The organism is Mycobacterium sp. UM_CSW, from assembly GCF_000455205.1.
Classification (GTDB): domain Bacteria; phylum Actinomycetota; class Actinomycetes; order Mycobacteriales; family Mycobacteriaceae; genus Mycobacterium.
The window spans coordinates 84,969-110,928 of the sequence record NZ_AUWQ01000038.1; the positions used below are offsets into that span (position 1 = coordinate 84,969).

Sequence of the window (25,960 nt, forward strand, 5' to 3'; positions counted from 1 at the left end):
GTGGTTACGGCGCCGGGCTACAAGGCGGCGGGGGCAGCGGTGCGCAGTCGTTGTTGACGAGGCCGCAGGTTTGTTGCTGCCCAGACCGCACCGGCGGCACGAACGGTTCCGAACCCGCCGGCAGGGGTCCGGGTTCGCGTGGCCTGCCCGCCGGTGGCGCCGGCGGTAGACCGGGATACAGCGGCGTCCCATCGGGGGCGTATCGCGGCGCCCCATAGGGTGCCGGACTGTTGTATCCATCCGTTCCTTGGACTGGGCCCGGCGCCGGGCCGCCAGGGTGGCGAATGCTAGGCGGTTGCGGTGTCCCCCGGGTGACGGGGAAGTAGTCGACGTACCCCGGGAAGCCGATGCCGGGATTGGGCCGCATGTCCAGTCCGGTGCCCCACCCGGTGTTGGTGACGAGGTAGCGCTGCGGGAAATTCTTGGCGACGTCGGGCAGCGATCCGCAACCGGGCTGGCCGCCGGGACCGCCCTTGGCGCCGTTGATCGGCAGGTTGTCTGGGAACTTGTACGCGTCTTCCCCGAACAGCAAACCAGCGTCCAGGATCACCGAATATCCGTTATCGCCGCCCGCCGGACCCATGAACCTGTCGGCGGCGGTCTTCCCGCCGACCAGCGTGCAAGTGAGCTCTGGGTTGTACTTCATCAGCAGCCGCGTCGTGGACTCCAGCAGGTTGATGCCGTGCACCAGGTTGTCCTTGTTCGGGCCGATCAGGTTGGTGCCCGCGCGGGACAGCCCGCTGACGTTCAGCAACAGCGCGTCAAGTTCCTGGGCATTCTTCGTGATCGCGGTGCTGGTCGTGGTGGCGGCGTCCAGCGTCGTCAGGATGTCGTGTGCGGCCGCGCTGTAGGTGTCGCTGAATCCCTTCAGGGAACGGTAGTCGGCCCGGATGGCCTCGCTGCGCGGATTGATCGCCAGCAGCACCTGGTTGAGGTCGGTAGTCGCCTCGCCGATCGCCTCGCCCTTGCCGCGAAACCCGTCGGCCACCGCGGTGAGCACAGCGTTCAGTTTGGGGACGTCGACCTGGTTCAGCACGCCCACGAGGTTCTGAAAGACCGTGTTCACCTCGACGGTCACGTTGCTTGATTCGACCACCGCGCCTCCCGCGAGCCGTTTCGCGGTCGGGCGGTCGGGGGTGGTCAGATCTACATACTTGGCGCCGAAGGCCGTCGTCGCGGTGATTTTGGCGCCCACGTTGGCCGGGATGTACTTAAGCTGCTCTGGGTACAACTCCAGCTGAAGCCTCACCGGATCACCTGGCTGGATCGACGACACCCGGCCGACCTGGACGCCGCGCAACTTCACCGCCGCGCCGGGTTCCATCACCAGCCCCGAGCGATCCGACATCAAGGTCACCCGGGCGTAGGGCCTCAAGTCCCTGTTGAACTGCGCAATGGTCAGCACAATCGATCCGACGATGACGCCGAAGAGAACGAAGGTCCAGAGCGCGGGGTGGAGGCCGGCTTCGCGGCGCTTCTTTTTCATAGGCATTACCCGGACAGGTGGAAGTTGCCGGACACCCCATAGGCAGCGAGCGCCACCGCCAGCGTCACCGCCATCGCGACGACCAGCGAGGCGCGCACCGCACGACCGACCGCCTCACCGACGCCGGCCGGCCCGCCCGAGGCATTGAACCCGTAGTAGGTGTGCACCAGCATGACCGCTGTTGCCGACGCGATGACTTGAAGCAAGGACCAGATCAAGTCCAGTGGCTGCAAGTAGGAGTGGAAATAGTGCTCATAGACACCGGGAGCCTGCCCGTAGCCGAAGATGATGAGGCTCCGGGTGGCAAAGTATCCGGCCAACGCCGACATACACCACAGCGGAATCGCGACGAGCACGCCCGCCACCACCCGGGTGGAGACCAGGTAGGGAACGCTGCGGATGCCCATCACCTCGAGCGCGTCGATCTCCTCGTTGATCCGCATGGCGCCCAGCTGCGCGGTGGCGCCGGCGCCCACGGTGGCCGCCAGGCCGATGTCGGCGATCAGCGGCGAAGCAAGGCGCGTGTTGATGAACGCGGATGCGAAGCCGCACAACGCCTGGACCCCGACATCGGACAAGGATCGGAATAACTGGATGGCGACATACGAACCGGTGGCCATCGTCAAGATGACGACGATCACGACGGTGCCGCCAATGACGGCCAGCGCACCGATACCCAGACTCATGCTGGCGATCAGGCGCAGCATCTCCACCTTGTACCGGGCGATCGCTTGCCACACCGAGCCCAGGGCCTTGACGTAGAACGCGGTCTGGCTGCCGAGCTCGTTCCACCTGTTGGTCAAGGTACGCGCGCCGGCGGTCACCCGCGGTAACCGTCGTGCTGCTGGCGCGGCGGTCACATCGTCGCCTTCGTCGTGATCGCGAGCAATACCCCGTTGATGATGAACAGTGCCAGGAAGGTGTACACCACGGTTTCGTTCACCGCATTGCCAACGCCTTGCGGACCGCCGCCCACCGTCACGCCCTTGTAACACGCGATGAGGCCGGCCACGAGGCCGAACAATGCCGCCTTTGCGTAGGCCGTGATCGTTTCGGTGAGTCCGACGAGCAGCGTGAGACTGGCCGCAAACGCGCCGGGGTTGACGTGTTGGAAGTAGACCGAGAACAAGTAGCTGGTGATCAAGCCGACGATGGTGACGACAGAGTTCAGCAGCAGCCCGTTGAGCCCGAGCGCCAGGACCCTGGGCACCAAAAGTCGTTGGACCGGGTTGATGCCCATCACCCGCATGGCGTCAAGTTCTTCGCGGATGGTGCGCGCGCCCAGCTCGGCGCACATTGCGGTGGCGCCGGTACCGGCGACTACCAGCACCGTCGCAATCGGCCCGATGAACACCACGCTCGCTAGTGCAGCGCCGGTCCCGGATGCGTCGGCGGCGCCGATCTCGACCAACAGCACGTTGATGATGAATATCGGCAGCGCGCTGAACGGGATCGACAAGAAGATCGCGGGAAATATCGACACCCGCGCGACAAACCAAGCCTGATGGATGAACTCACGCCACGCGATGGGCGGCCGCACCATCTGCACGAAAATATCGAGCGACAACGCGAAGAAGGCGCCGACCTCGCGCAGCGGCTTGGCTTGAATGTCCCAGGTGGGCTTCACACCGAGGGACGCCAACACCGCCATAGGGGATCTGGCGGGCGCCGGCTCCGGCACCGCCAAAGGCTCTATGTTCGCCGTGTCTCTCACAACCATTAGCGCACTCGTCGGTATCTAATCTCCATCGGCATTGGACCGATCAATGTTCCCCCAGTGGAAAGACAACCTTACCGCCTTTACAACGGCATGACAGACAGCACAGCGGGACGGTACACCATGACTTTCATACAGGGCAACATACACCCCATTTATTCGCGATACTCCTGGATCAGTCGACGTATGTAAAACAATCTCGGATTTGCTGTGAGCGTTCCGACAAATTTAGTCAAAATGTCGCACTCGGCGGCCGGCTGTCGACTCCATCCTCCGCTGTGTCAACGCCGGCGAAGAAGCTGCTACCGCACGTGAAAGCCGTCTAGACAACGTTCCACGGTCTGGGCCGACTCGAGGTGCCGGGCCCTCCCGTGCGGGCGGACGAAAGCTTTTGTCTTAGCTGATGATGAGTAGCCGCTAGGACTAATTTATTTGCCGCGCGCGATAGATTCCGCATATTACTGTGCTAAATTTATGCGGACTGTCGATCATTTAATATCTTGCGCTCAACTGACTCGCTTCCCATGCGCGGACTTATCTGTAAGAAATTAAACAATCCTTCAGATCAGGCGTCATAGCGATTGAAGAACGAAAAAGCGAGAAAATAATATTTCGCCGATAAACGCTTCCCGTTGCCGCCCAAACGTTGCGATTGTGCGGCGAAAAGGCTTGCCGAACGTCGCGAGACCAGCGCCCATGGGCGACAGGAGAACCCGGAGAAGGCGGCTCGCGTGGCGCGCGAAACGAGCTATGGCCTGCGGTTATGCACGACGCCCCGGCGCGAACGGGGATTGGTGGAGGCGGCTGCGATGCATCCGCAATCATCGATCTCGACACGTCCGCCAGCTCAATATCTCCTTCAAAATCTGCACCGGTAACTCATCGCGGGCATCCATCCGCCGATCATTGTTGATGCAACCGCGGTCAACCACCGCTCCGCAACGAAAGACGCCGGCCGGTGGGTAACGCCATCAAAATATCTATCTATTTATTGGGTTGATTTATTTATAGGATTAAGCCTGTTTGAGAAAATCCGGAGCATTCGGCGGGTCCCGAACCGCACCAGATTGAAGTTGCTGCTCAACGGTCGCGACCTCTTAGCCAACAGCTGTCGGGCCAAGACGACGTGCACTCAGATCGTTCGGGGCTACCGCGGCAGGCACCGTCCCGCCGACACTCGCGCCTGGAAGCGCCAGGCACGGCATGGCGAAAAGCCGGTTTTCTTGCCGCTGCCCAGCGTGGCCTTCTTACCTCACCGGTAGGGCAGCACGCCGTAGTGTGCTCTTGTGACCGCTCAGGGCAAGGCCGCCCGTGCACGATCGTGGCGTACCGACTCGCTGGCAGACGAGGACGAGGCGCGCGGACGGTTGCTGTCCGCAGCGGACGCTTGCTATGCCGAGAAAGGGCCGGTACGCACGCGGATGAGCGACGTTGCGGACCGTGCCGGCGTGCACCGGTCGACGGTGTATTACTACTTCCCCAACAAGGACGCACTGCTGGCGGCGTCCTTCGTACGAGTGCTCGGCGCCACCGTGCAAGGCGTTGAACGGTGCTGGGAGACCGACGAACCCTTCTTGGATCAGCTGGTCGCGGCATGCCTGCGCGGCCAAGAAATCGCTCGCAGCTCACCGATCATGAGATCACTGGTCGACGACCACCAAGCCCTAGGTGCCGCCTATCACGCCGCCGAAGGTTCTGAGTTGTGGCGCGCCAAGCTCGCTGACGCGCTCGTGCGGCGCCTTGAGGATGCCGCCACTGCTGGCGAGATTCGCCGTGATCTCCCGGCCCACACCCTGGCCCGCTGGATTGTCCGGGTTAGCTTCAGCCTCGTCGCGGAACCGGCCGACCCTGAAGACGGTGGTGACGAGGGCGTGCTGCGGAACCTGCTTGTAGCTTCGTTGAATCCTGGGCACAGCCCTCAGGCAACTCTCTCTCCTCGGTTGAGGATAAAGCCGAAACCGACTAGGGCACCGTAGGTTTCGTGCTCTGGTGATTCGCCGCTCCTGTTGCAAAAGCGCCGCCACGCCCAGATAGGCTGTCGTTACTTCGCGGACCGGACCGCCACATCCGGTGACGAAATCGCCAAAGTATGGATAACCTTGTCTCGCCTAGCCATCACCGGGGTTCGTCGAACGAGTTGTCGGCGGCAGGCAGTGGCGGTGGCTACATGTTTTTTGGCACCACGTCTGCGACATTGCTGACGAAACGAACTGAGGTGGGCTTGTGTTGAAGCCGTTCATCTACGCGTCCGCGGCCGGTGTTATCGCGGTAGGCCTCCCGGCGTGCTCATCGTCGTCGCCCACCATGCCGGCTGCGTCGGGAAGACTCCCCGGAGGAACCGCACAGGTGACGATCAATGATCGCCCTCTGCCCGAGACCCACTCGGTCAAGTGCGTACGGCTGGGATCGCTAACGACGATCACTACCGGCAACCCGGCGGGAGGCCTAACCGCATTCGTTTCCAACAAAGACGCGCTGACTGCCAACTCCGTCAGCATCAACGACTTGGGCGGTTTCACCGGCACTTATCAGGCCGGCCTCGGCGACAAGGCCGACGTAACCATGAACGATCAGACCTACACGATCCGTGGGAGTGCCGACGGGTTCGTCAAGGATGACCCCAGCCAGAGGACAACCGGCACGTTCACGATCCGGGTCGCCTGTTAACGGCTAGCAAGTCCGCGCCGTAACTGCGGGACATGCCGTGCGCCACAATGTTTCGGGTGGCCGTGCCATTTTGTGCTGCGGGTAGCCGCGGCGCACGCAGGCATCAGCCCGGCGGTGGAAGATAGCCCCACGCCGAGTTCCGCAGCTGCCAGATAAGACTCGGGCACAGCTCCTGGGCGGCCTGGCTCATCAGATACGTCGCCTGATACTCGTCGGAGGTGTGGAAGTCGGCCTTGACATCACGCGCGATGCTGGCGTAGCTGTCGCCTTTGGCGATCTTCTCGCAGATTCCATGACCGTAGGCCAGGGCCGCGTCGGCGTTGGCGAAGTTGTACCCGGGCCTAACAGTCACATTGAGCAGATAGGCCACCGCGTCGGCACCCGCGGCCGGGGCTGTCGCCATCGCGACCCCGAATGAGGCAACGAACGCAGCGATGCAGAGGTGAGCCCGATGTTTTCCTTGCGTCATAGCGGTCAAAGCGTAATATATCTGTCTGATTTACTTCTAGTATCAATTCAGACCGCGATGTGCACGCGGGCCTGCGCTCATCTGGGGAGTTCTGCGACGACGATGCAGACGACGAGGAGTTGCTACATGCGCTATCGGCGATTGCCTCTGCCCGCCCTGTTAGCCGCCGCTACCGTGCTGGCCACCCCCACCGCGCACGCCGACAATGACAACAACACACTCATACCGAACAACAAACGGTTTAACGACGGGGTCCTCGCCAACGTCTTCACCGTGCAGCACCATGCAGGCTGCACCAATGACGTCAGGCCAAACCGGCAACTGCAACTCGCCGCGCAGCGGCACGCCGAGGATCTGCTCAACAACCGCGCGCTGGACGGTGATATCGGCTCGGACGGATCAAACCCACAAGACCGGGCCAACGCGGCCGGCTACCAAGGTCAGGTGACCGAAACGGTGGCCATCAATCATTCCATAGCAATCAGCGGTATCGATTTGATCAACCGCTGGTACTACAACCCCGATGATCTGGCCATCATGTCCAACTGCGCCAACAGCCAAATGGGAGTTTGGTCACTGAACAATCCGGATCGTACCGTTGTGGTAGCCGTCTACGGCAAGCCGGCGCAGCCGATCAACACCGAAGGCGAGAACATCCCACCCGATCCCAGCCCCGACTATGACGCCAGCGACGAGCTCGAGTTCGGCTTCAACTGGTTCCCGTGGATCCTAAGGGGCGTGTACCCGCCGCCCGCTAATCCGCCGGCATAACCCCCAATAATTAAGACCCACAGGCTATCTCAACGGACCTTGCCGTGAGGCGGTGACGGCGTGGTCGACAGAACGCTAGTTTCAACGCAGCGGCAAGGAGGCCAGCGATCTCGAAATCCGGGACGCGGCAAGTACCGGCAATTTAGATATCTGTATAACGGTATAGACTCGGGAATCGGTCGGGACCCCTGCGGAGAGAGAACTCGGCAGGGTTGCGGCCGCTAGAGACGGCTTGAAGATGGTCGTCGCTGCCACGATCGGCACGGCGCTCAAGTGCCCTGGAGGTGAACGTGAAAATTCACGTAGACAACAACAAGTGCATGGGACATGCGCAGTGCTACGCGGTGAACCCCAAGTTGTTCCCGATCGACGACTCGGGCTACTCGAACCTGCAGCCGCGCGAAGTAAGGCCGGAGGACGAACAGGCGACGCGAGAAGGCGTGGAGGCGTGCCCTGAGCGAGCGCTGATTCTTGAAGTTGACACCTGAGCTTTGAACGCGCGGCGTCGCTACAGTTTTAGGCTCGTCCACCTGGCGTCGCATCGCCGACGGTGACCCAGCCCGAATCTGCATGCAGATACTCTACGAACCGTTATTCTGGCCAACGGTGTCAGCTTGGGAATCGCTTGCAAGCGCATAAAGTTCCTTGCGCGAAACCTTGCCCGTGCTGCTTCGGGGCAGCTCCTGGACTATCATAATGTCGCGCGGCACTTTGTAATTGGCGAGGTTTTGGCGCACGTGCTCCTTCAACAGATCAGCGGTGAGCGCGCTGCTCGGCCGCGGCACCACGAATGCCAAAAAACGTTGACCGAATCGCTCATCGTCAACGCCCATGACCGCGGCCTCGGCGACATCAGGATGTTCCAACAGGCTCTTCTCCACCTCGATCGGATAGACGTTCTCCCCACCCGACACGATCATTTCGTCATCGCGACCCACGACAAACAGACGCCCGGCGTGGTCAAAATAGCCGAGATCGCCGGAAGCCATGTAGCCGTCGTTCATGTCCTTGGTGGTTCCCGACGTGTAGCCGTCGAACTGCGTCGCGCTGCGGGCGAAAATCTGGCCCACCTGATTTGGGCCGAGCTCGGAATAGTTCTCGTCCCAGATGCGAACGTCGACACCGGGCATCGGCTTGCCTGCAGTATCCGGCGCGGCCCGCAGGTCGGCCGGTGTGGCGGCGGTGATCAGGCCGACCTCGGTGGCGTTGTAGTTGTTGTAGACGACATCACCAAATTGATCCATGAATCGGATGACGACATCTGGGTTCATCCGCGACCCGGAAGCGGTCACGAATCGTAATGAACGTCCACTGTATCGGCTTCGAACCGCCTCTGGCAGTTCCATGATGCGGTCGAGCATTACCGGCACCACGCTTAGCCCGCTGGCTTGATGTCGATCCACGAGCACAATCGTTTCTTCCGCCTCGAACTTTCGGCGCACCACAATCGTGCACGACAACATCGCCCCCAAGACCAACTGTCCGTAGCCCCAGGCGTGAAACATCGGCGCTGCCAACACAACTGGCTCCTCGGCGCGCCACGGCACGACCGACAACACGCCGACAAGCTCGCCCAGCCCGCCCCCACCGGTGCGCTTGGCGCCCTTGGGTGTGCCGGTGGTGCCGGAAGTCAGCAGAATCAGGGAGCCCTTTTGTCGCGGGGGGTAGGGACGTTGTCCGGCGTGCGCGGCGATCAGCTTGTCGATACTGAGCTCTGGGCCACCTGGCGCGTCGGTCCAGGCGATCACTCGCGCAATGTCGGAGTTCGTCGTGGCGCGCTCAACGCGGTCGGCGAACTCCTCGTCGTAGATCAAGACGTTCGGGCGCTCGCGCTCCACGACCTCGGCAAGAGCGGGTCCCGCGAATGACGTATTGAGCAACAGGACATGAGCGCCGACCCTGTCGGCTGCCGCCAGGCCATCGACGAACCCACGATGGTTGCGGCACAATATCGCGACTGAGCGGGGCGCACCGCCGGGAAGCTGCTGCAGGGCGGCCGCCAGTGCGTTGGCCCGGTCGTCGAGTTGTCGATAGGTGAGCACGCCACGTTCATCGATCAAGGCGGGACGGTCCGGGCAGCGCCGCGCCGAGAGGGCGATCCCGATGGTGTTGGTTCGGCCCTCGCGCCGGATGGCCGCTGCCATGCGGAGGTATTTGTCGGGTCGCATCCCGGAAATCAGCCGGGACCGACGCAGCGTGGCGACGGCTTGCCGGAACTGGTCGATCGCAACCCGTGCATCTTTAATTCCGGTCATCCAGCATCACCCCACTACGGGCAGGCGCCTAGCGGCGGCCAGTTGCTTCAGGGCGACCTGCATGACACCGCGCACGTGTGCGTCGACCGCGGCAATGTCGGGGTCCTCGCCGAACTGCGCGACGATGTCGATGGGCTCGAGCACCTGGGTCACGATTTTGGTGGGCAGCGGAAGGTTTATCGGCAACAGCGCTGAAAATCCGAAGGGGATTCCGAACGTTATCGGAACCACGTTCGCCCGGATCAGGCGTCTAAGCCCAAGCCGTCGGGCTAAGCCCTGTCCCCTTGACAGGTAGAGCTGATTTTCCTGCCCACCGATCGACACCGCAGGCACTATCGGTACCCGCGCCTCCAGGGCGGTCCTGACATAGCCGGTGCGATTTCCGAAATCAATCACGTTGGCCGCCGTCGACGGCCGGTAAACGTCATAGTCCCCGCCCGGAAAGACCATCACCGTACCCCCGGAACTCAGGGCTTTCTGTGCGTTCTCGGGGTCCGCACGGATAAGCCCGGTGCGACTCAAGAACTCACCGAATGGCGTACTCAACAACATGTCGTGACCCAGCCAGTACAACGGCCGGTCGTACCCGAAATGCTCGTAGAAATCGATGGCCAGCACCGGGATGTCCATGGCGATAAGTCCGCCGGAGTGGTTTGACACCACCAGCGCGCCGCCCGACGGAATCTTGTCAACCCCGCGCACCTCCGCCCGATACCAAACCTTGGCGAGGGGTCGCAGCGCCGATATCGCCCGCCGCATCAGGACGGGATCCCACTTTTCGGCGAAGTCGCCAGACGCTGCGCCGACTTGAACCCGGTCGCGTTCAGACACCGGACCTCCAATCTAGAAGCACACACCCACGCCCATTCGGGTACCCGCGATAACCACTAGCGTCCTCAGCCAAATACAGCTATATGGTTATCTATTTATCGTAAAGCTTACCGTATCCTGACGCCGCTTTGACTTTAGGTACGTTCCAGCGAAGCTACCCGCGCCGAGCGGCTTGTGACATGGCCGTGGGTACCTCCGACAGGCCGCTCGACAACCCCGCGGCTTCGCGTATTTCAGCGAAGCCGTCAAGCATGGCATTGGTCGCTTCATGGGCGTCCGAGAGCGTGCGATCGTCGGTCAGTATCGAGATGTTCAATTGGTCGACATAGCTCCACACGGTGATGTTCATGCCGCATCCCGGTGTGAGCGGCCCTACAGAACAGAATTCGCTGATTGTCGCTCCGCCGATGCGGCCACGCTCCTGTGGACCACGTACGTTGGATACCGAGACGTTATAAAGGCTGTTTTGCATTTCGCGTTGCGAGAGCCACCGGAATCCCAACGGAGCCAGTGGCGGCGGCATATATGTGGTCCACCGACCCATGAGCTCCGGACCGAGTAGCTGGTTGTTTTCCTTGGCAATGCCGCTCGCCACGCGCGTCAACTGGACCTGCTCGAGCGGACTGTCGATGTGCACCGGCAGCGATACGAACATCCCACCCATCGCGTTTCCGGCAATCCGGTCAGGAGACGGATCGGTGTTGACCGGCACGGAGGCAATAATCGGCTTACCCGCGGTGCCGTCGTAGCGCAACAGCAGTTCGCGCAGGGCCCTGGTGGAAATCGCCAACACCAGCTCGTTGAGCGTCACGCCGAGCTGCTTGGAGGTCTGCTTGGCATCGGCAAGAGCCAGCGTTGCGCTGGCGAACCGGCGCCCTGGTGAGACCCGATGGTTGATGAATGTCTTGGAAGGTGAAAACGGACGGGCCAATTCGGGATGCTGACCGCGCTGCTTCGAGCGACGCCTCACCTTCGAGATGCCGGATGCGGTGTCCTTGATGACAGCGGGCAGCTGCCTAATCTGCTGGACGTGATCGCGGCCGGCCGCGCGGAGCAACTCCCCTGTCGGCGGAGGCGTGCAGTTACGCATGCCGGCTTGGCTTTCGCTGGAAACGTCGGGATCAACCGCTCGGGCCAAAAGATTGGCCGACGCGACGCCGTCGGCCAGCGCGTGATGCATCTTGGTGACGATGGCGAGTCTGCGATCGGGCATGCCTTCGACGAAGTAAACCTCCCATAGTGGCCGGGTGCGATCCAGCGGCTTTTCGGCGATGTCGCTGATCAGATCGTCCAGTTCACGACGACTCCCGGGGGCGGGCACCTCGACCCGCCGAACGTGGTAGTCGAGATCGACCTTGCACTCCTGCAGCCACATCGGGTGGTGCAGCTTAATCGGAATGTTGAGCAACTCATAACGGAGTGGTTCGAGCACGGGAAGCCGGCGTGAGAGCACTCGTCGCAAAAGATCGACCGTAAAGTCGCCGTCGAACTCAGTCGTGTCAATGATCGCTATCTTCAGCGTATGGGTTGGCACGTCCGCAGTTTCGCTGTAAAGCATCATCGCGTCCCAACCACTCAGTCGCCTCATCAATCCCCCTCACTTGCGAATGTCCACAACCTTTGGGCCGACTAGATGTCGACTCTTCGATGACCCCACTGTTTCGGCCGAAAGACATTCAAGAAATTCCTGCTCATTTGGAGCCAGCAACCAACTTTGTAGTACCAGTCCGTGTTGTCGAACGAGCGACCTTGCGCCCGTACGCATCTCGCTCGCGGCGTACCGATTGGCACCGTCAATCAGCATCAACGAGGCGGGCCGAGCCGCACATCGTTGCCAGCCGTTGGGCTACCTCGTCGCTATGCGCGATGAGGCTCGTGGAATCCTCGGCGACCCCGTTGAGCAGGATGTCGGTGAATCCCAGCTCGGCATAGGGGACAAGAGCCTCGGCGATCTGGGCCGGGGTCCCGCACGGCGTGTAGCGTTCGAAGCGGCTGAACGGCGTCTTGTAGATGCCCTCCATCACCGGGCCTACCAGGGATCGGGCGCGGTCAACGGAGTCGGCCATACCGCACCACACCATGAGCGCGTTACGGCGCGCCTCGTGTTCGCGGCCGTGACGGCCGGCGTGCTCGGCGATCGTCGCCAATGCGGCCTGCGCACGTTCCGGCGTGATCCAGATGGCAATCCACCCGTCACCGGCACGGCCGGCGCGCTCGAGTGCCGCCTCGGATCGGCCCCCGATCAAGACTGGCACGGCCGGCTGCGGCACCGGCCGGATGACCGCGCCCGGAATAGACAGGAATTCGTTGTAAGCGCTCACCTCGTCTCCGGCAAGCAACGCCCGGACCACTTCGAGATGGGCGTCGAGTTGGCGGCCCCGACGGCGCGGGTTGACGCCGCAGATTTCCAGCTCGTGGGGATCCTCTCCGCCGAGCCCCACTCCGAACACGAACCGGCCGGTCGCCACCGCTGACAGCGATGCGACCTGGCGCGCCACCGGCACGGGATGCCGCAGCGCCAATAGGTACACCGCCGTCCACACCGTCAGGCGTTCGCTGGCGGCCGCGAGCGCCGCCGCATGGATCAATCCGTCGAAACCCCTGCCGTCGTGGAAGCTGACGTGGTCGCCCGAGAACACGCCGTCGATCGCTGTTGCCTCCACATCAGCAAGCCACCGACGAAGGGACGCCGCATTAATCTCACCAGGATCCCGTGGGGTACGGATAGTGATCCTCGGGTGGGACATGACGCTCCTCCTTAGGCGGCCGGTATCTTCGACACCAGCGTGCGGTCGACGCGGCGCGCTCGTAAAGGACGATTCATTTATTCATTATACGAATTGTCAAGCATTTGTCAGCCGATGTTGGAACGCGGAAGAGCTTCGGGTGCTGATGAGACCGCTGGTCAGGGCACACGTCACCGAGCCGGCTCGGTCGGTGCCACCTTTCACGCAGAGGAAACCGCGATGCCGTTGCAACCGGCAGCTTAGATTTGGTCGTGTGTGCCAGTCACTCCGCCGTGAGTCGCTCGCCCCGCGGGCTCTACGGACTCGGCGAGATCGTCGTCAGGTCCGCCGCCTCGCTGAGCGGTATCTCGCCCGCCGCGACTTTGGCGAGAAATGCCTTCATGACGGTGGCGGGATCATCGTCGAGTTTGTAGCCGGCGAGATAGCGATGTGTCGGCTCACGCAGGTCGGCGGGAACATCTTCGCCCTCAAGGATTTTCATCAGAGCCAGATCGTATCGCTGCCCGGCCGTAACGCCCGGAACGGCCAACGTCTGTCAGGTGCTGGTTGCCATACGACTTGTTGAACATATCCTCCATAGCGCCGACCGGATTGGAGAACACAAACATCTTCCCTTCGGACAAGCCGCACCTTTCTCGCAGGGCCCCCACTATGACGGCCAAGTGTCATAGTCAGTGCGGCGGTCTTGGCTTCGCTGAGCGACCCGGCCAGCCGGTGGTGGCGATCGATGCGGTCTCTGCCTGGACAATCAGGTCGTACGCCCGGTTGTCCGAGTACGGGCCACCCTCGCCGTATCCGGACACGTCGCAGCCGGTCAGGCGGGGATGGCGCGCAACCAACTGCGTTGCATCCAGCTTCATCCGGTGTACGGTTCCCGGCGCCAGATTCTGAGTCACGATGTCCGCGCGAGCAATCAGCTCACAAAGGATCTGGCGTCCCGCCACCGATTTGAAGTCGAGCGCGAGACTCTTTGGTTCGGTTGACCCATACGAAATGACTTGCGATGCCGCGCACTTCGGCGTCGTACTGGCGAGCGAAGTCACCTTCTCCGACACGCTCGACCTTTATGACCCGAGCGCCCATGTCCGCGAGCTGCAGTGACGCGACGGAGCGCTTACCGCCTGCTCCAACGCACTGACGGTAATGCCCTCCAGGGGCCCACTCATCGGCGGCGTTCGATCGGGCATTCAACGATGGTGAAGTCTGCCGTGAGTGATTACCTTTTTGGGTAGGTTTCACACTGGGCGCTCACGTCTGATCGACAACCCCGTCAGTAGCTACGCAGGCCCATGCTGCGCGCAATGCCATTGCGCTGGATCTGACTGGTACCGCCGGAGATTGGGGCAACGATGGATTCTCGCCAGCGGAAGCTCATCACGCTTTCTGTGGAGAAGCCGTGGCCGGCGCAAATCTGCATACCGAGTCTTGCTGCGGCCACGTACGTTTCGGAGCCCTTCAATTTGGCCATCGCGCCCTCGCGCGAACACGGCATGCCCTGCGACAGCATCCAGGCTGCTCGGTAGGCGAGTAGCCGCGCCGAGTCGATCTCGGTTTGCATATCGGCCATCGCGTGGGCAAGCGCCTGGAAGTTTCCGATGGGCCGGCCGAACGCCATTCTTTTCTTGGAGTATTCGAGTGCCTCACCCAGCGTCGCCTGTGCCACGCCGACGTAGGCGCCGCTCATCAACACGCGCTCGAGCTCCAAGTTGGACAACATGACATGCCAGCCCTGATCCTGCTCGCCAACCAGGTTTTCCTTCGGAACGACCACATCACTGAGAAAGATTTCGTAGGTGCCGAGGATGTGCCGCGCCAACGTGGGCGCCCGCCGGAGTTCGACACCGGGGGTCTGGGCGTCGAGCAACACCAAGCTGATGCCGTCGTGCTTGTTTTCTCCCTTCGAGGTCCGCACATACATCATGATCTGAACGCCCGGCAGGCCAGCCCCCGTGCACCACATCTTCTGACCGTTTACCACGAAGTGATCCCCTGCGTCGGCGGCCGCGCACCGCAAGGCCGCCGCGTCGGAACCCGTATCCGGTTCGCTGAGTGCGACGACATAACGCGAAAGGCCGGGCCACATCGTGGTCTTGATCTTCTCGCGCTGCGCGTCGGTTCCCCACTTGTACACCGTCAACGAAGGAATCAATGTGCCGATGTAGCACATCGCGACGTCGAGGCTGGCGCGACCGAGCTGCTCGGCGATGATCGTGAGCTCCATCGGGCCACCGCCCTCGCCGCCGGCCACTTCCGCGAATGGCAGGCCGAACCAGCCCATCTCGGCCATAGCCTTGAACAACTCCTCCGGATAAGCGTTGGTCTCGTCCCACTCCTTGGCCCGCCGTGGCGGGCAGTGGCGGTCCACGAATTGCCTCGCGACTTCTTGAAGTGCCGCGTGCTCTGCGGAAAAACGGAAGTCCATCACGATCCCCTGTGAGTAAAGTATAAAAGATTTTACTATATAGACGGGCTGCAGTGCGATCGGCGCGGCTAGCCAGCGCGTTTTGTGGCGTCGTCGACGATGGCCGCCCCACGACCCATAGCGGACGGTGGGTCACCTATCGCCCGGCACGGTACCGCGAAGCGGCGTCCCCAAGAGCTCTGCAGATGACCATTGAAATCGACTGCGCCTTCATACAGGCTTCGGGGTCGATGCGGGCCAGTTGTCCGGGCGTTCGTCTGGCCAACCCCGGAGGCGTTGGCAAGCTCCACCCAAGTCAGCCGCTGTCAGCGGGGACGCGTCATCGCGAAGATCATCTCGGCGACAACCGCGATGACTTCATCCCGATCGACCCGTACCGATTGCGTCTGAACCGCGTACCAGGATCGTTCGAGCAAACCCATAACCGCGGAACCGACGGCTTCCGGGGGGTGTCGGCCATCCCCTGTGATGGCCTCCCCCAGTTTCCAGCAGCAGCGGGTCACGATGTGGTCGCGTGAGCGCCTGAAGTCCGCATCGTCCGGAGCCGAATGATGGGCAGATATAACGAATGCACCGTGTCGGTCCAAGTGCTCGAAATACTCCTCGACCCATCCCCTCACCTCGGCAAGCCCGTACGGCTCGGGAAAGGCAGCCCACTTGGCGATCACCGCCAACACCTCGTGGTAGACGGTCTCGCCGAGAACATTGAAAACGTCGCGCTTGTCCTTGAAGTATGTATAGAACCCTGCGCGAGAGATGCCGCATGCCTCGGTGATCGCATTGATCGGCGTGCCGGCGTACCCCCGTTCGAAGAACAGCTTGCGGCTTGCCTCGAGGATCAGCGCACGCGTGCGTTCACCGCGGCCGCTGTCCAGCGCATCGGCCGTGCGCGCTGCAGGAGACACCATCATACAGCGACGATATATGACAACGACCGCTTCGGCGACATCGTTGTCAGATTGTAGTCATAGCAGGTAGCAGCTATAGTTGAGTGCTAAATAGGCAAATAGTTGACATATTTGTCAAGTTACGTCAGGCTTGGAAATCCACCCTGTGAGGAGACGTTGCCGATGACCCAATTCACTGATGCGCCGATCTTCGACGCCGATCAGCACATGTACGAAACGCCGGATGCGCTGACCAAGTACCTGCCGGAGCAGTACCACAAAGCCGTGCAATTCGTGAAGATCGACAAACGCACCCGCATCGCGATCCTCGGCAAGATCACCGAGTACATGCCCAACCCGACGTTCGAGGTGGTCGCGGCCCCGGGGGCACACGAAAGGTTCTACGGAAACAACAACCCCGACGGCCTCACGTTGCGCGAAATGAGCGGCACACCGATTAAGACGCCGCCGGCATCCCGCGACCGCGACGAGCGCATCAAGCTGCTCGACAGCCAGGGCGTGGAATCGACTATGAACTATCCAACACTGGCGAACCTGGTCGAGCATTCCGCTGCCGCTGACCCGGAGCTGACCGCGGCGATTATCCATTCGCTGAACCAGTGGATGCTCGAGACCTGGGGCTACACCTATAAGGACCGGATCTACACGACGCCGGTGATCACCCTTGGGATCCTCGACAACGCACTGCGTGAGCTGGAATTCATTCTCGAGAATGGCGCCAAGGTAGCGCTGATCAAGCCGGCCCCCGTCAACACTTTCCGGGGTTGGCGTTCACCGGCACTCCCCGAGTTCGACCCCTTCTGGCGTGAGGTTGAGGCCGCCGGGCTGCCAATCGTGATCCACGGTAGCCAGCCGCCGCTGGAGGAGTACGTCGACAAGTGGGAGCCGCCGGTGACAAACAGCGCCTTCGAAATGTCACCGTTCAAGTGGGTGGTCATCGGGCATCGCGAGATCGCCGACATGATCACCAGCCTGATCTGCCATGGCACCCTGACGCGGTTTCCAAAGCTCCGCCTCGCCAGTGTGGAGAACGGCAGCTCGTGGATGGGCCGGTTGTTCGAGGACCTCGACGATGTTTACAAGAAGATGCCGAAGGCGTTCGACGAGCATCCGAATGACGTATTTCGGCGCAACATCTGGGTGTCCCCGTTCTGGGAAGGCAACGTGGCGGATGTCGTCGCAACTTTGGGGTGGGACAAGGTCCTGTTCGGTTCTGACTGGCCACACCCCGAAGGGCTCGCCGAACCCAAGGGCTTCTACCGGTACGCCGAAGGCATGGACCGGCGACGCACCTACGACTACATGGGCGACAACGCTCGCCGGTTCATGGGGCTGCCGATCAAGAATCCCGACCCGGGTGCGACGAAACCACCGATCCTCGAAACCGCTGGCGTCTAAGTCTTACGGTGGGGGCAGCAGCCTGAGGCGCTGTCCCCACCGTTATCCACTGGAGGCCGAACCTGACTAACACCGTCGTAATCGACGATGCTGAGATCGAATACACCGACACCGGATCTGGACCGCCGGTGCTGTTCGTCCACGGCGTCTATGTGACCGGAGCGTTGTGGGAAGATGTCGCCCGGCGACTGTCGAGCGATCACCGCTGCATCGTTCCCACCTGGCCGCTCGGCGCACAGCGCAAGCGAGTTGGGCCCGGCGTGGACCTCGGTGTGCCGGCGGCAGGCGGACGAATCCTGAGATTCCTTGAGAGGCTGGGCCTTTCGGACGTTACGTTGGTGGCCAACAACACCGGCGGCGGGATCGTGCAGGGTGGCGCGACTGGTCTTCACCAACTGCGACAGCTTCGAGCATTTCCCTCCGTCAGGGTTCGCCCCACTCGTGAAGTTATGCAAGATCAGCACAACGTTGGGCGGCGCCGTATTGCGGTTATTGGCAACCGGTCCGGGCCAGGGCCAGTTCGCCTCGGCCGTCACCCGGCATGGCATCGACCGTGATCGCCGGGCCGCGATATTCCGTGGCTTCGCCAGCTCGGCCGAGGTTCGACGCGAGGCCGTGCGGCTCACGGCCGACCTGAACCCGCGATACACGCTCGCACCGACCGCTGCCATCGAAGCCTATGAGAAGCCGGTCCTGATCGCCTGGGGCAACGCCGACAAGCTATTTCCGATGGCTCACGCATGCCGGCTCGCCGACGCCTTTCCGAACGCGACGCTGCAGACGATCGACGACAGCGCAACGTATGTGATGCTGGACCAGCCCGAAGGAACCGCCACAGCGATCAGTGCGTTCGTGAAGTCAACGACTTGAAGAGCCACGACCCGGATTGGATTGCTGCCGTTACCACCGGTGAGTAAGCTCACCAAAAACAAGTAAATATTATTCTGTTTTGCCGCGCACAGGGAAGGTGGTGATGCCATTGCAACCGTGGATGCAGTCGATCTCGATCGACGATCACCTGATCGAGCATCCGAAGGTGTGGAGCGACCGGCTGACCAAGAAGATGTGGCAGTACGAGGGCCGCATCGATCCCTACATCGGGCTCAACGCCGTGGCGGGCAAGAAACCCGAGGAGTACGGCATCGAGCCGGTGCGCTACGACGACATGATTCCGGGCTGCTATTACGCCAAGGCGCGAGTGACCGACATGGCATCGACGGGGTCCAGGCGATGACGAACTTCCCGTCGTTCCCGCGGTTCGCCGGCGCGGTCTTTGCCGAGGGCACGACGCGTAGCAAAGACGGGCGCCCTGTATGCGCGGGGTGACGGTCATCACCGGCGGTGGCGGAGGCATGGGACTCGCCGCTGCAAAGATCGTGGGACGAGACCGCGCCGTCGTCATAAGCGACGTGAATCGGGACCGATTGGATGCCGCGGTCACGGAGCTCGAGCAGTCAGGAATCGAATGCAAAGGTTTCGTCTGTGATATCACCGATCGAAAGTCCGTCGCGGAGTTGGTCGATACTTCGTCGGCGTTTGGGACGGTCGTTTCGGTCATCCATACCGCAGGGATAAGCCCTAGCATGGGCGCCGGAGCCCGGATCATGAGGATCAACGCGATCGGTACTGTGAACGTTAACGAGGGCTTCCGCCGGATCGCCGGCGAGGGCTTTGTGCTCGTCAATGTCGCGTCCCAGGCGGCTCACATGCTGCCTCGGATGTTGTTTCCGACGAAGTGGTTTCAGTACGCGACACATAACGAAGATGCCTTCATGGCAAGAATGGTGTTCCTGTGCAATCTTGCGCCCAAGAACCTGCGTTCGGACGTAGCCTATTGCCTCAGCAAGAGCTTCGTCGTGTGGTATTGCGCATCGCAAGCGGCCACATTCGGACATCAAGGTGGCCGCATCGTCTCGATTTCTCCTGGGCCCATCGACAACGAGATGGGAAGACTGGAGGAACGGGGCAGCGCTTCGATTGTTCGGTATGCCGCGCTCAGCCGGTTCGGCAAGCAGGACGAGATCGCCGAGCTGCTCGCGTTCTGTGCCAGCGAAAAGGCGGGTTACCTTACTGGCGTCGACATACTGTGCGATGGCGGTGCCATAACGTCCATGACTATGAAGGACAAGGCTGCGGTTACCCGCTACCGTTAAGACGGACGCCCGTACGGGGGTGGGCGAGTCGATATGAGGATACCTCGAGGAAAATTGAGGTTCGGGACCACAACTCGCGGGTGTCATGAGACACCTCACAAGCGAGATTCCTGCGGTGCCCACAGCCGGGTAAATCGCGCGAACTGAGCTAATCTCAGAGATAGTTAAATGAATCGCGCTATGGTGATACCGCACGGAAGGAGTCGCGCGTGGAGGTCAACAGCCTTCGGGAACCGAAGATGGCCGAACGAGTGGCCACTGTGTTGCGCCGGATGATGGTTCGCGGGGAAATCGCCGAAGGCACCATGCTGCCTCCGGAGTCGGAGCTGATGGAGCGCTTCGGGGTGTCGCGGCCAACTCTGCGCGAGGCGTTTCGGGTCCTAGAGTCAGAGTCGCTCATCAAGGTCGAGCGGGGGGTTCGCGGCGGCGCACGTGTTACCCGCCCACAGCGTCAAACGCTGGCCCGCTACGCCGGCCTGATCCTGGAATATGAAGGCGTAACGCTCAGGGACGTCTACGACGCCCGCGCGATGATCGAAACACCGATGATCGTCCAGCTCGCCAACAGCAGGCCCAAGGCCGCGATTGCCCAGCTCGAGGACATCGTCGCTCATGAAGGCGACGCGGAAGGCGAAACCGCGGTCGACGCGCGCACCGAGTTCCATACCGCGATCGCAAGGCTGTCCGGGAACAAGACGATGCAGATGGTCAGCGAAATGCTGTACCACATCATCGAGAAGGCCAACCGCTCGCTGCAGCCGAGCGAGGGACCGCGGGCAGCTTCGGCGGGTCGGCGCGCGTCTAAGACGCATCGCATGGTGCTCGATTTGATTAAAGATGGTGACGCCGACGGGGCCGCAGAGCTGTGGAGCCGCCACCTCAAGAAGGCCGAAGAGTATGCGCTGTCCGGTTCGGAGCTGTCGACCGTCGTCGACCTCCTGGAATGACGGACCTCGCGGAGGGCGCAGATCAGCAAGACCTCGAGACACCAGACCGAGTCATGCGCCGGTTTGGGGTCGAGGTGCTCGGCGTCGACCCCCGGGCGGCGACCGCGGTCATGTCAATGCCCATGGCCGGCATGCGGAATCCATTCACCGATCATGGCACTGTCGCGGCGCTTGCCATCCTGATCGACATGGCCGGCGGCATGGCCAACCATGTTCGCCGCGGTCCGGACGAATGGACGGTATCGAGCGAACTCGCAATCGAGCTGAGCCCTGAGGGCGCCTCTTGCGCTCTGGAAGCTGCGGACAGCCTGGTTATCGCGGAGGCGCGCCCCCTCGGATCCAGCGGCAGCAGCGCGCTTTCCGTGTGCACATTCACGTGCGATGGCATCGTCATCGGCGGCGGAACCGTTCGATCATATTTCATTTCCGGCGACCGGATAGTGGTGGCGGATCCGCCGGAAACCGTTGCGAGAAAACCAAACACAGCGCTGGCAGAGTTGATGGGAGTGCAGATAGCAGCGGCGGCCGAGGGCATGCGGGTACTACGCCAGCTCGACGACCCGATTCTGCGAAACGGCATTGGAACAATGCACGGCGGTGTGGCAGCCGCCGCGCTCGAAATGACGGCCTCCGCATTGATGAACACCGACGGCGCTGCATTCCACACTGCATCGGTACGCGCCAACTTCCTGCGGCCGTTCTACGCCAGCGACCATTCGCGCTACGTTGCCACCCCGCTGCGGTTAGGCCGCGGGGCAGCGGTCAGCGATTCGCAGGCCATCGGCGCCGACGGCAGGGTGGCCCTCACCGCCCGCGTGACGGCTTACCGCTGACGGTTACGTCCGATTTAGAACACCACGCGTGAGATCGCGTCGGCCACCGCCGCCGGTTTGTCGGAGCCCTCCAGTTCCACGGTGTGGCGCACGGTGAGATTCGCGACGTTGTCGCCGACTCTGGTCGCTTCCAGCAGTTCGGAACGCAATCGGACGCGACTTCCTACGGGGACCGGCGCCAAGAAGCGCACCTTGTTCAGCCCGTAGTTGATGCCCATCTTGCGATTCTCGACGGCGAGCGTTTCCTTGCTGAGCGCGGGGATCAGCGAGAGCGTGAGATAGCCATGAGCAATGGTGGTGCCGTAGGGGCTCTCGGTCTCAGCTCGGTCGACGTCGACGTGGATCCACTGGTGGTCCTCCGTCACATCGGCGAATTCGTCGATGCGCTTCTGATCGATCTGTTTCCAGTCGCTCACTCCCAGCTGCTGGCCGATCAACGCCACCGCATCATCGATGCAACCGATCACCTTCACCCGAGCCGTCCCTTCACCAACTGCAATCAGTATATATATAACCCTATCTGCGCGTGTCGGTGCGCTGCGCATCGCCGGGGGCATTGGCAACGTTGCCTTCGGATCGGATTTGCTACGCGCGTTCAACCCATCAGGTCAAGCACTGTCTTCACGTCGGCCCTCAGGAGATAATCGCGGGCTCCTATCAGGTGCTTGCGCCAAAGCTCAGCCGCTCCGGCCTCGTCTTGAGCCTCGATCAAGTCGACCACCCGATGGTGCGCCTTCAACCCGTCGCGGCTGGCCGCGGCGTGGGCGGCGCTGCCTGCGTCCGATTCGACGTGTTTCCAGTTCGCCAAGTCGATGATGCGCTGGATCATTCCTGCGAGCACCTGCAGAGTCTGATTCCCGGTGAGCTCGATGAGCAACGCGTGGAACGCGGTATGCGTCCGGATTGCCCGTTTCGGTTGGCTTACGAGCGAATCGTGTTCGTCCAGGGCCCTGCGTAGGCAAACGATTTCCTCGTGAGTCCTTCTGGTCGCCAACAAGCCCACCGCCGCGGGTTCGATCACGATTCGCGCTTCATAGACATCTGCGAGGCTGGTGCCCCGGTACTCGAGGATGAATGCCGCGTACCGCGCAGCGACGTCGGTGTCCGGCACCCGCACCAGCGCGCCCCCGTGGGCGCCCCTTCGGACGGCGATCAACGACTCCGCCTCGAGGATTCGAAACGCCTCCCGAAGGGTCGGTCGCGATACGCCGAAACGCGCCTGCAGTTCCTGCTCCGACGGCAGTGCTTCGCCTTCGGCCAACTCGCCACGGACAATCTGGCGCCGGAGCCGATCGACGATGACCTCGGCCATCTTGGGCACGTGAAGACGACGATCGGCCAGGTCATCCGCTCGTTCGCCAGCCATACCCCGCCCACAATCTGTTAGAACATTGAGATAATCAGCCTACAAGATCGACGGCTGGACGCGGCGACTTGGCATATATATTTAACTGATTATACTATAATGAGGTGCAGATCGATACGAAGCTGACGTGGACGGATGACCACAGACAATCGGTAGGTGGCTTCGCCGAGCGGGGCCGAGAGGCCGAAGCCGGCGGCTACCACGGGCTGTGGAGCGCGGAGTCGGCCCATGATCCGTTCCTGCCGCTGGTCGCCGCGGCACAGGCCACATCCACGCTGCAGCTCGGCACCGCGATCACAGTCGCTTTTGCCCGTAATCCAATGTCACTGGCCTACACGGCTTATGATCTCCAAACCCTCACCGAGGGCAGGTTCGTGCTCGGCCTCGGCAGTCAGGTGCGGCCACACATCGAGCGCAGGTTCAGCATGCCGTGGAGCCGGCCCGCCGCACGGATGCGCGAGTTCATCGAAGCACTGCGAGCGATCTGGGCGGCATGGGCGTCCGGCGAGCGGCTGGATTTTCGTGGCGATTTCTACACCCACACGTTGATGACGCCCTTTTTTTCGCCGCGTCCGTCGCCGTTTGGACCACCCCCGGTCTACCTCGCCGCCGTGGGCCAGCATATGACGGAGGTCGCGGGTGCTGTTTGCGATGGCCTTATGCCCCACCCGTTCACGACCGCGCGATACCTGCGAGAGCGGACGCTGCCCGCCGTGAAACGCGGTCTGGCCGAGTCCGGACGGGACCCGGTGAAGTTCTCCATCAGCCTGTCTGGCCTAGTCGCCGCAGGGGAAACGGAAGAAGAGATGGCGACGGCGATCCGCAGCGCCAAAGAGCGGATCGCATTCTACGGCAGCACCCCCACCTACCACCCCGTGTTGGAACTGCACGGGTGGGGGGATCTGGGGCGCGAACTGAATGCGTTGTCTCGCAGCGACGCTTCGGACCGGTGGACCCGGATGGGCAGCCTGATCGGCGACGACGTCCTCGCGGAGTTCGCGATCGTCGCCGAACCCGACCGTGTCGGCGCGGCGATCGCCGAGCGTTACGGCGACATTGTCGACCGGTTCAACTTCTACGCACCCTACGACCACCGACCAGATTTATGGAAGCCCGCAATCGACTACCTGTCGCGACAGTGAACGACTTGCCTGTGACCGCAACTGAGCCCTTCTTGCCGAGCTCGGAAGTCGAGCCCCTCGTCCGGGGCAAGACCTGGGAGGAAATGAAACCGGGCACCAGCTTTCGGACCGCGAAGCGCACCGTCACCGAGGCCGATCTCATCCAATTCATCACGTGGGGCGGCTTCAACGAGGCATTGTTTTTCGACGCCTTCCATGCCGCGTCGGGTGGATACACGGGCCGGCTTGTTCCCGGCGCGATGACCTACTGCATCGCGGAAGGCCTCATCGTGCAGACCCATGTCCTCAACGGGACGGGACTGGCCTTCATGAGCATGGAGCTGTCGGTGAAGAAGCCGGTGTATGTCGGCGACACCCTGCATGCAATCGTGACAACGACCGAGTCGCGGCCATCGAGCAAGCCCGGACGCGGCGTCGTCGCGGCCCGAGTAAGTGTGCGCAATCAGCACGACGAAGAGGTTTTGGTGTTCACGCCGGTCCGGCTGATCCGTGGCGCCGACTACCAGGAAGCCGAACGGTAAATGGGCCCCCTGCAAGGGATCCGGGTGTTCGAACTGGCGGGCATCGATCCGCGCCGTTCGGCTGCATGCGCTCCTTGCGGATCTGGGCGCGCAGGTGGTCCGCGTCGAGCGGGCGGTCGGCGATCGATGGGCGCGAGGCGAGCCGAGTCGGATCCCAGCCACTCGCCCGAGGCTACAGAACTGGCCGATCGCGTGTACGAACCGGACGAACTGTTTTCGACGACACTCGAATATGCCAGAGGCCTGGCCCAGAATTCCTCGCCGCTGGCCATGGGGGTGATGGAACGACAGGTGTATGCCGCACAAGAGAGTTCGCACGAAGAGGCGCGCCAATGGCCCTTCGGTACTGGATGAGCATGTTGCGAAATTACGCAGACTTCAACGAAGGCATCACCAGCTATCCGGAGAAGCGCCCGCCGCGGTTCGCCCACGTGGGACCCGTCGACTCCGATCGAAGTTCCCTCCCCCACTTCCGGAATGAAGGGCGTTACGCAACATGACACTTGAGCGACGCACCGCGCTGGTCACGGGCGCAGCTGGCGGTATTGGACGTGCGATCTGCCGTCATCTGGCCCAGGCGAATGCCAACGTGGCGATCTGCGATCTCGACGGTGACGCCGCGCGCCGGCTCGCAATCGAACTAGTCGGAGCCGGCAAGGGAACGATCGCCGGATATGCGATGGACGTCGCCGACAACGCCCACGTGGCGGAAGTCGTCGCCTCCGTTGAAGGCGAGCAGGGACCGGTGGACATCTTGGTCAACAACGCCGGCATCGACAAGATCGAGCCCTTCGTCGAATCCACGGAAGACACATGGAAAAAGGTCGTCTCGGTCAACTACCTGGGCACCGTCATCGTGACCCGTGCGGTGCTGGACGGGATGATCGAGCGCCGGTACGGCCGCATCGTTCATATCGGCTCGGACGCCGGTCGAGTCGGTTCCTCTGGTGAGGCGGTCTATTCGGGCAGCAAGGGCGCGATCATCGCGTTCGGCAAGGCGCTCGCCCGCGAAACCGCCACCAAGGGAATCACGGTCAACACCGTTTGTCCTGGTCCCACTGATACGGCGTTGCTGAAGCAGGTCGCCGACCGCAGCCAATCCATGTACGACGCGCTCGAGCGGGCGGTGCCGATGAAGCGCATCGGCACGCCCGACGACGTTGCGCCCGCGGTGGTGTTCTTCGCGGGCGACGGGGCCGCCTACATCACCGGGCAGACGCTCTCGGTGAGCGGCGGCCTGACGATGGCCTGACTACCCGGGCCTAACTACACGGCCTGACCGGCCGCCAGCAGACGCAGAGTCGCAGGAATTCGCCTGGCGGAGTGC

Annotated in this window: 25 protein-coding genes and 2 pseudogenes; 13 read left to right on the top strand and 14 right to left on the bottom strand. The window is 62.2% G+C overall.

Annotated features, from left to right (window positions below; genetic code table 11):
- Positions 1-4: 4 nt before the first annotated feature.
- The 3 genes from N415_RS15350 to N415_RS15360 are packed head-to-tail and all read right to left on the bottom strand — an operon-like array spanning position 5 to position 3,128.
- Complete coding sequence (locus tag N415_RS15350; RefSeq protein WP_068183275.1) at positions 5-1,486, bottom strand: MCE family protein; 1,482 nt, start codon at positions 1,484-1,486, stop codon at positions 5-7.
- A gap of 5 nt (positions 1,487-1,491) precedes the next feature.
- The gene (locus N415_RS15355) at positions 1,492-2,310 is read right to left on the bottom strand and encodes an ABC transporter permease (protein WP_239645573.1); all 819 of its coding nucleotides are present in this window, start codon (positions 2,308-2,310) and stop codon (positions 1,492-1,494) included.
- A 32-nt stretch (positions 2,311-2,342) separates the two neighbouring features.
- Positions 2,343-3,128: an ABC transporter permease gene (locus tag N415_RS15360; protein WP_239645574.1), complete on the bottom strand. Its 786-nt coding sequence runs from the start codon at positions 3,126-3,128 to the stop codon at positions 2,343-2,345.
- A 1,361-nt stretch (positions 3,129-4,489) separates the two neighbouring features.
- Between N415_RS15360 and N415_RS15365 the strand changes: the two genes are divergently transcribed.
- Positions 4,490-5,179, top strand: a complete 690-nt coding sequence (locus N415_RS15365; protein WP_068183285.1) for a TetR/AcrR family transcriptional regulator — start codon at positions 4,490-4,492, stop codon at positions 5,177-5,179.
- A 328-nt stretch (positions 5,180-5,507) separates the two neighbouring features.
- The gene (locus N415_RS15370) at positions 5,508-5,870 is read left to right on the top strand and encodes a lipoprotein LpqH (protein ID WP_081665287.1); all 363 of its coding nucleotides are present in this window, start codon (positions 5,508-5,510) and stop codon (positions 5,868-5,870) included.
- Between the two features lie 103 nt (positions 5,871-5,973).
- On the opposite strand, the gene N415_RS15375 is transcribed toward N415_RS15370, so the two are convergent.
- Positions 5,974-6,273 (bottom strand): DUF732 domain-containing protein, encoded by a 300-nt coding sequence (locus N415_RS15375; RefSeq protein WP_239645564.1) that lies wholly within the window; start codon positions 6,271-6,273, stop codon positions 5,974-5,976.
- A 192-nt stretch (positions 6,274-6,465) separates the two neighbouring features.
- Between N415_RS15375 and N415_RS15380 the strand changes: the two genes are divergently transcribed.
- Positions 6,466-7,110 (top strand): CAP domain-containing protein, encoded by a 645-nt coding sequence (locus N415_RS15380; RefSeq protein ID WP_068183291.1) that lies wholly within the window; start codon positions 6,466-6,468, stop codon positions 7,108-7,110.
- Positions 7,111-7,400: 290 nt separating this feature from the next.
- Complete coding sequence (locus tag N415_RS15385) at positions 7,401-7,598, top strand: ferredoxin (protein ID WP_068183414.1); 198 nt, start codon at positions 7,401-7,403, stop codon at positions 7,596-7,598.
- Between the two features lie 93 nt (positions 7,599-7,691).
- Here N415_RS15385 and fadD12 read toward each other — a convergent pair whose 3' ends face one another.
- The 8 genes and pseudogenes from fadD12 to N415_RS15425 form a co-directional block, all read right to left on the bottom strand.
- Positions 7,692-9,365 carry an acyl-CoA ligase FadD12 gene (gene fadD12, locus N415_RS15390; protein WP_068183295.1) on the bottom strand — a complete coding sequence of 558 codons (1,674 nt, stop codon included), beginning with the start codon at positions 9,363-9,365 and terminating at the stop codon, positions 7,692-7,694.
- A 6-nt stretch (positions 9,366-9,371) separates the two neighbouring features.
- Entirely contained in the window at positions 9,372-10,124 is a 753-nt protein-coding gene (locus N415_RS15395) for a lysophospholipid acyltransferase family protein (protein ID WP_068183418.1), read from the bottom strand.
- 226 nt (positions 10,125-10,350) lie between these two features.
- Positions 10,351-11,784 carry a wax ester/triacylglycerol synthase family O-acyltransferase gene (locus N415_RS15400; RefSeq protein ID WP_068183298.1) on the bottom strand — a complete coding sequence of 478 codons (1,434 nt, stop codon included), beginning with the start codon at positions 11,782-11,784 and terminating at the stop codon, positions 10,351-10,353.
- A gap of 205 nt (positions 11,785-11,989) precedes the next feature.
- Entirely contained in the window at positions 11,990-12,943 is a 954-nt protein-coding gene (locus N415_RS15405; RefSeq protein ID WP_081665276.1) for an LLM class flavin-dependent oxidoreductase, read from the bottom strand.
- Positions 12,944-13,238: 295 nt separating this feature from the next.
- A complete protein-coding gene (locus N415_RS32730; protein ID WP_239645565.1) occupies positions 13,239-13,424 on the bottom strand; it encodes a hypothetical protein in 186 nt (61 codons plus the stop codon).
- 190 nt (positions 13,425-13,614) lie between these two features.
- Positions 13,615-14,109 (bottom strand): annotated as a pseudogene (locus N415_RS30790) (CoA transferase).
- 104 nt (positions 14,110-14,213) lie between these two features.
- Positions 14,214-15,365 carry an acyl-CoA dehydrogenase family protein gene (locus N415_RS15420; protein ID WP_068183305.1) on the bottom strand — a complete coding sequence of 384 codons (1,152 nt, stop codon included), beginning with the start codon at positions 15,363-15,365 and terminating at the stop codon, positions 14,214-14,216.
- A 305-nt stretch (positions 15,366-15,670) separates the two neighbouring features.
- Complete coding sequence (locus tag N415_RS15425; protein ID WP_068183308.1) at positions 15,671-16,276, bottom strand: TetR/AcrR family transcriptional regulator; 606 nt, start codon at positions 16,274-16,276, stop codon at positions 15,671-15,673.
- 159 nt (positions 16,277-16,435) lie between these two features.
- Between N415_RS15425 and N415_RS15430 the strand changes: the two genes are divergently transcribed.
- The 6 genes and pseudogenes from N415_RS15430 to N415_RS15455 all read left to right on the top strand — a co-directional run bounded on the left by N415_RS15430 (position 16,436) and on the right by N415_RS15455 (position 21,604).
- Positions 16,436-17,671 carry an amidohydrolase family protein gene (locus tag N415_RS15430; protein ID WP_068183312.1) on the top strand — a complete coding sequence of 412 codons (1,236 nt, stop codon included), beginning with the start codon at positions 16,436-16,438 and terminating at the stop codon, positions 17,669-17,671.
- Positions 17,672-18,043: 372 nt separating this feature from the next.
- Complete coding sequence (locus N415_RS32735; protein WP_239645566.1) at positions 18,044-18,541, top strand: alpha/beta hydrolase; 498 nt, start codon at positions 18,044-18,046, stop codon at positions 18,539-18,541.
- 103 nt (positions 18,542-18,644) lie between these two features.
- Positions 18,645-18,955, top strand: a pseudogene (locus N415_RS15440) (amidohydrolase); the annotation flags it as partial.
- 29 nt (positions 18,956-18,984) lie between these two features.
- On the top strand, positions 18,985-19,824 hold the full coding sequence (locus N415_RS15445) for an SDR family oxidoreductase (RefSeq protein ID WP_068183317.1): 840 nt from the start codon (positions 18,985-18,987) through the stop codon (positions 19,822-19,824).
- Between the two features lie 209 nt (positions 19,825-20,033).
- Positions 20,034-20,771: an FCD domain-containing protein gene (locus N415_RS15450; RefSeq protein ID WP_068183320.1), complete on the top strand. Its 738-nt coding sequence runs from the start codon at positions 20,034-20,036 to the stop codon at positions 20,769-20,771.
- The gene (locus tag N415_RS15455) at positions 20,768-21,604 is read left to right on the top strand and encodes a PaaI family thioesterase (RefSeq protein ID WP_068183323.1); all 837 of its coding nucleotides are present in this window, start codon (positions 20,768-20,770) and stop codon (positions 21,602-21,604) included. Before N415_RS15450 ends, N415_RS15455 begins: the two co-directional genes overlap by 4 nt.
- A gap of 14 nt (positions 21,605-21,618) precedes the next feature.
- Here N415_RS15455 and N415_RS15460 read toward each other — a convergent pair whose 3' ends face one another.
- Together N415_RS15460 and N415_RS15465 are read right to left on the bottom strand one after the other, a co-directional pair.
- Complete coding sequence (locus tag N415_RS15460; protein WP_068183325.1) at positions 21,619-22,077, bottom strand: MaoC family dehydratase; 459 nt, start codon at positions 22,075-22,077, stop codon at positions 21,619-21,621.
- Between the two features lie 122 nt (positions 22,078-22,199).
- Positions 22,200-22,970 carry an FCD domain-containing protein gene (locus N415_RS15465; protein ID WP_068183327.1) on the bottom strand — a complete coding sequence of 257 codons (771 nt, stop codon included), beginning with the start codon at positions 22,968-22,970 and terminating at the stop codon, positions 22,200-22,202.
- A 104-nt stretch (positions 22,971-23,074) separates the two neighbouring features.
- Between N415_RS15465 and N415_RS15470 the strand changes: the two genes are divergently transcribed.
- The 3 genes from N415_RS15470 to N415_RS15480 all read left to right on the top strand — a co-directional run bounded on the left by N415_RS15470 (position 23,075) and on the right by N415_RS15480 (position 25,885).
- A complete protein-coding gene (locus N415_RS15470) occupies positions 23,075-24,112 on the top strand; it encodes a TIGR03617 family F420-dependent LLM class oxidoreductase (RefSeq protein WP_068183331.1) in 1,038 nt (345 codons plus the stop codon).
- An 11-nt stretch (positions 24,113-24,123) separates the two neighbouring features.
- On the top strand, positions 24,124-24,633 hold the full coding sequence (locus N415_RS15475; RefSeq protein WP_239645567.1) for a MaoC/PaaZ C-terminal domain-containing protein: 510 nt from the start codon (positions 24,124-24,126) through the stop codon (positions 24,631-24,633).
- Between the two features lie 496 nt (positions 24,634-25,129).
- Positions 25,130-25,885, top strand: a complete 756-nt coding sequence (locus tag N415_RS15480) for an SDR family oxidoreductase (protein ID WP_068183337.1) — start codon at positions 25,130-25,132, stop codon at positions 25,883-25,885.
- The last annotated feature ends 75 nt before the right edge of the window (positions 25,886-25,960 follow it).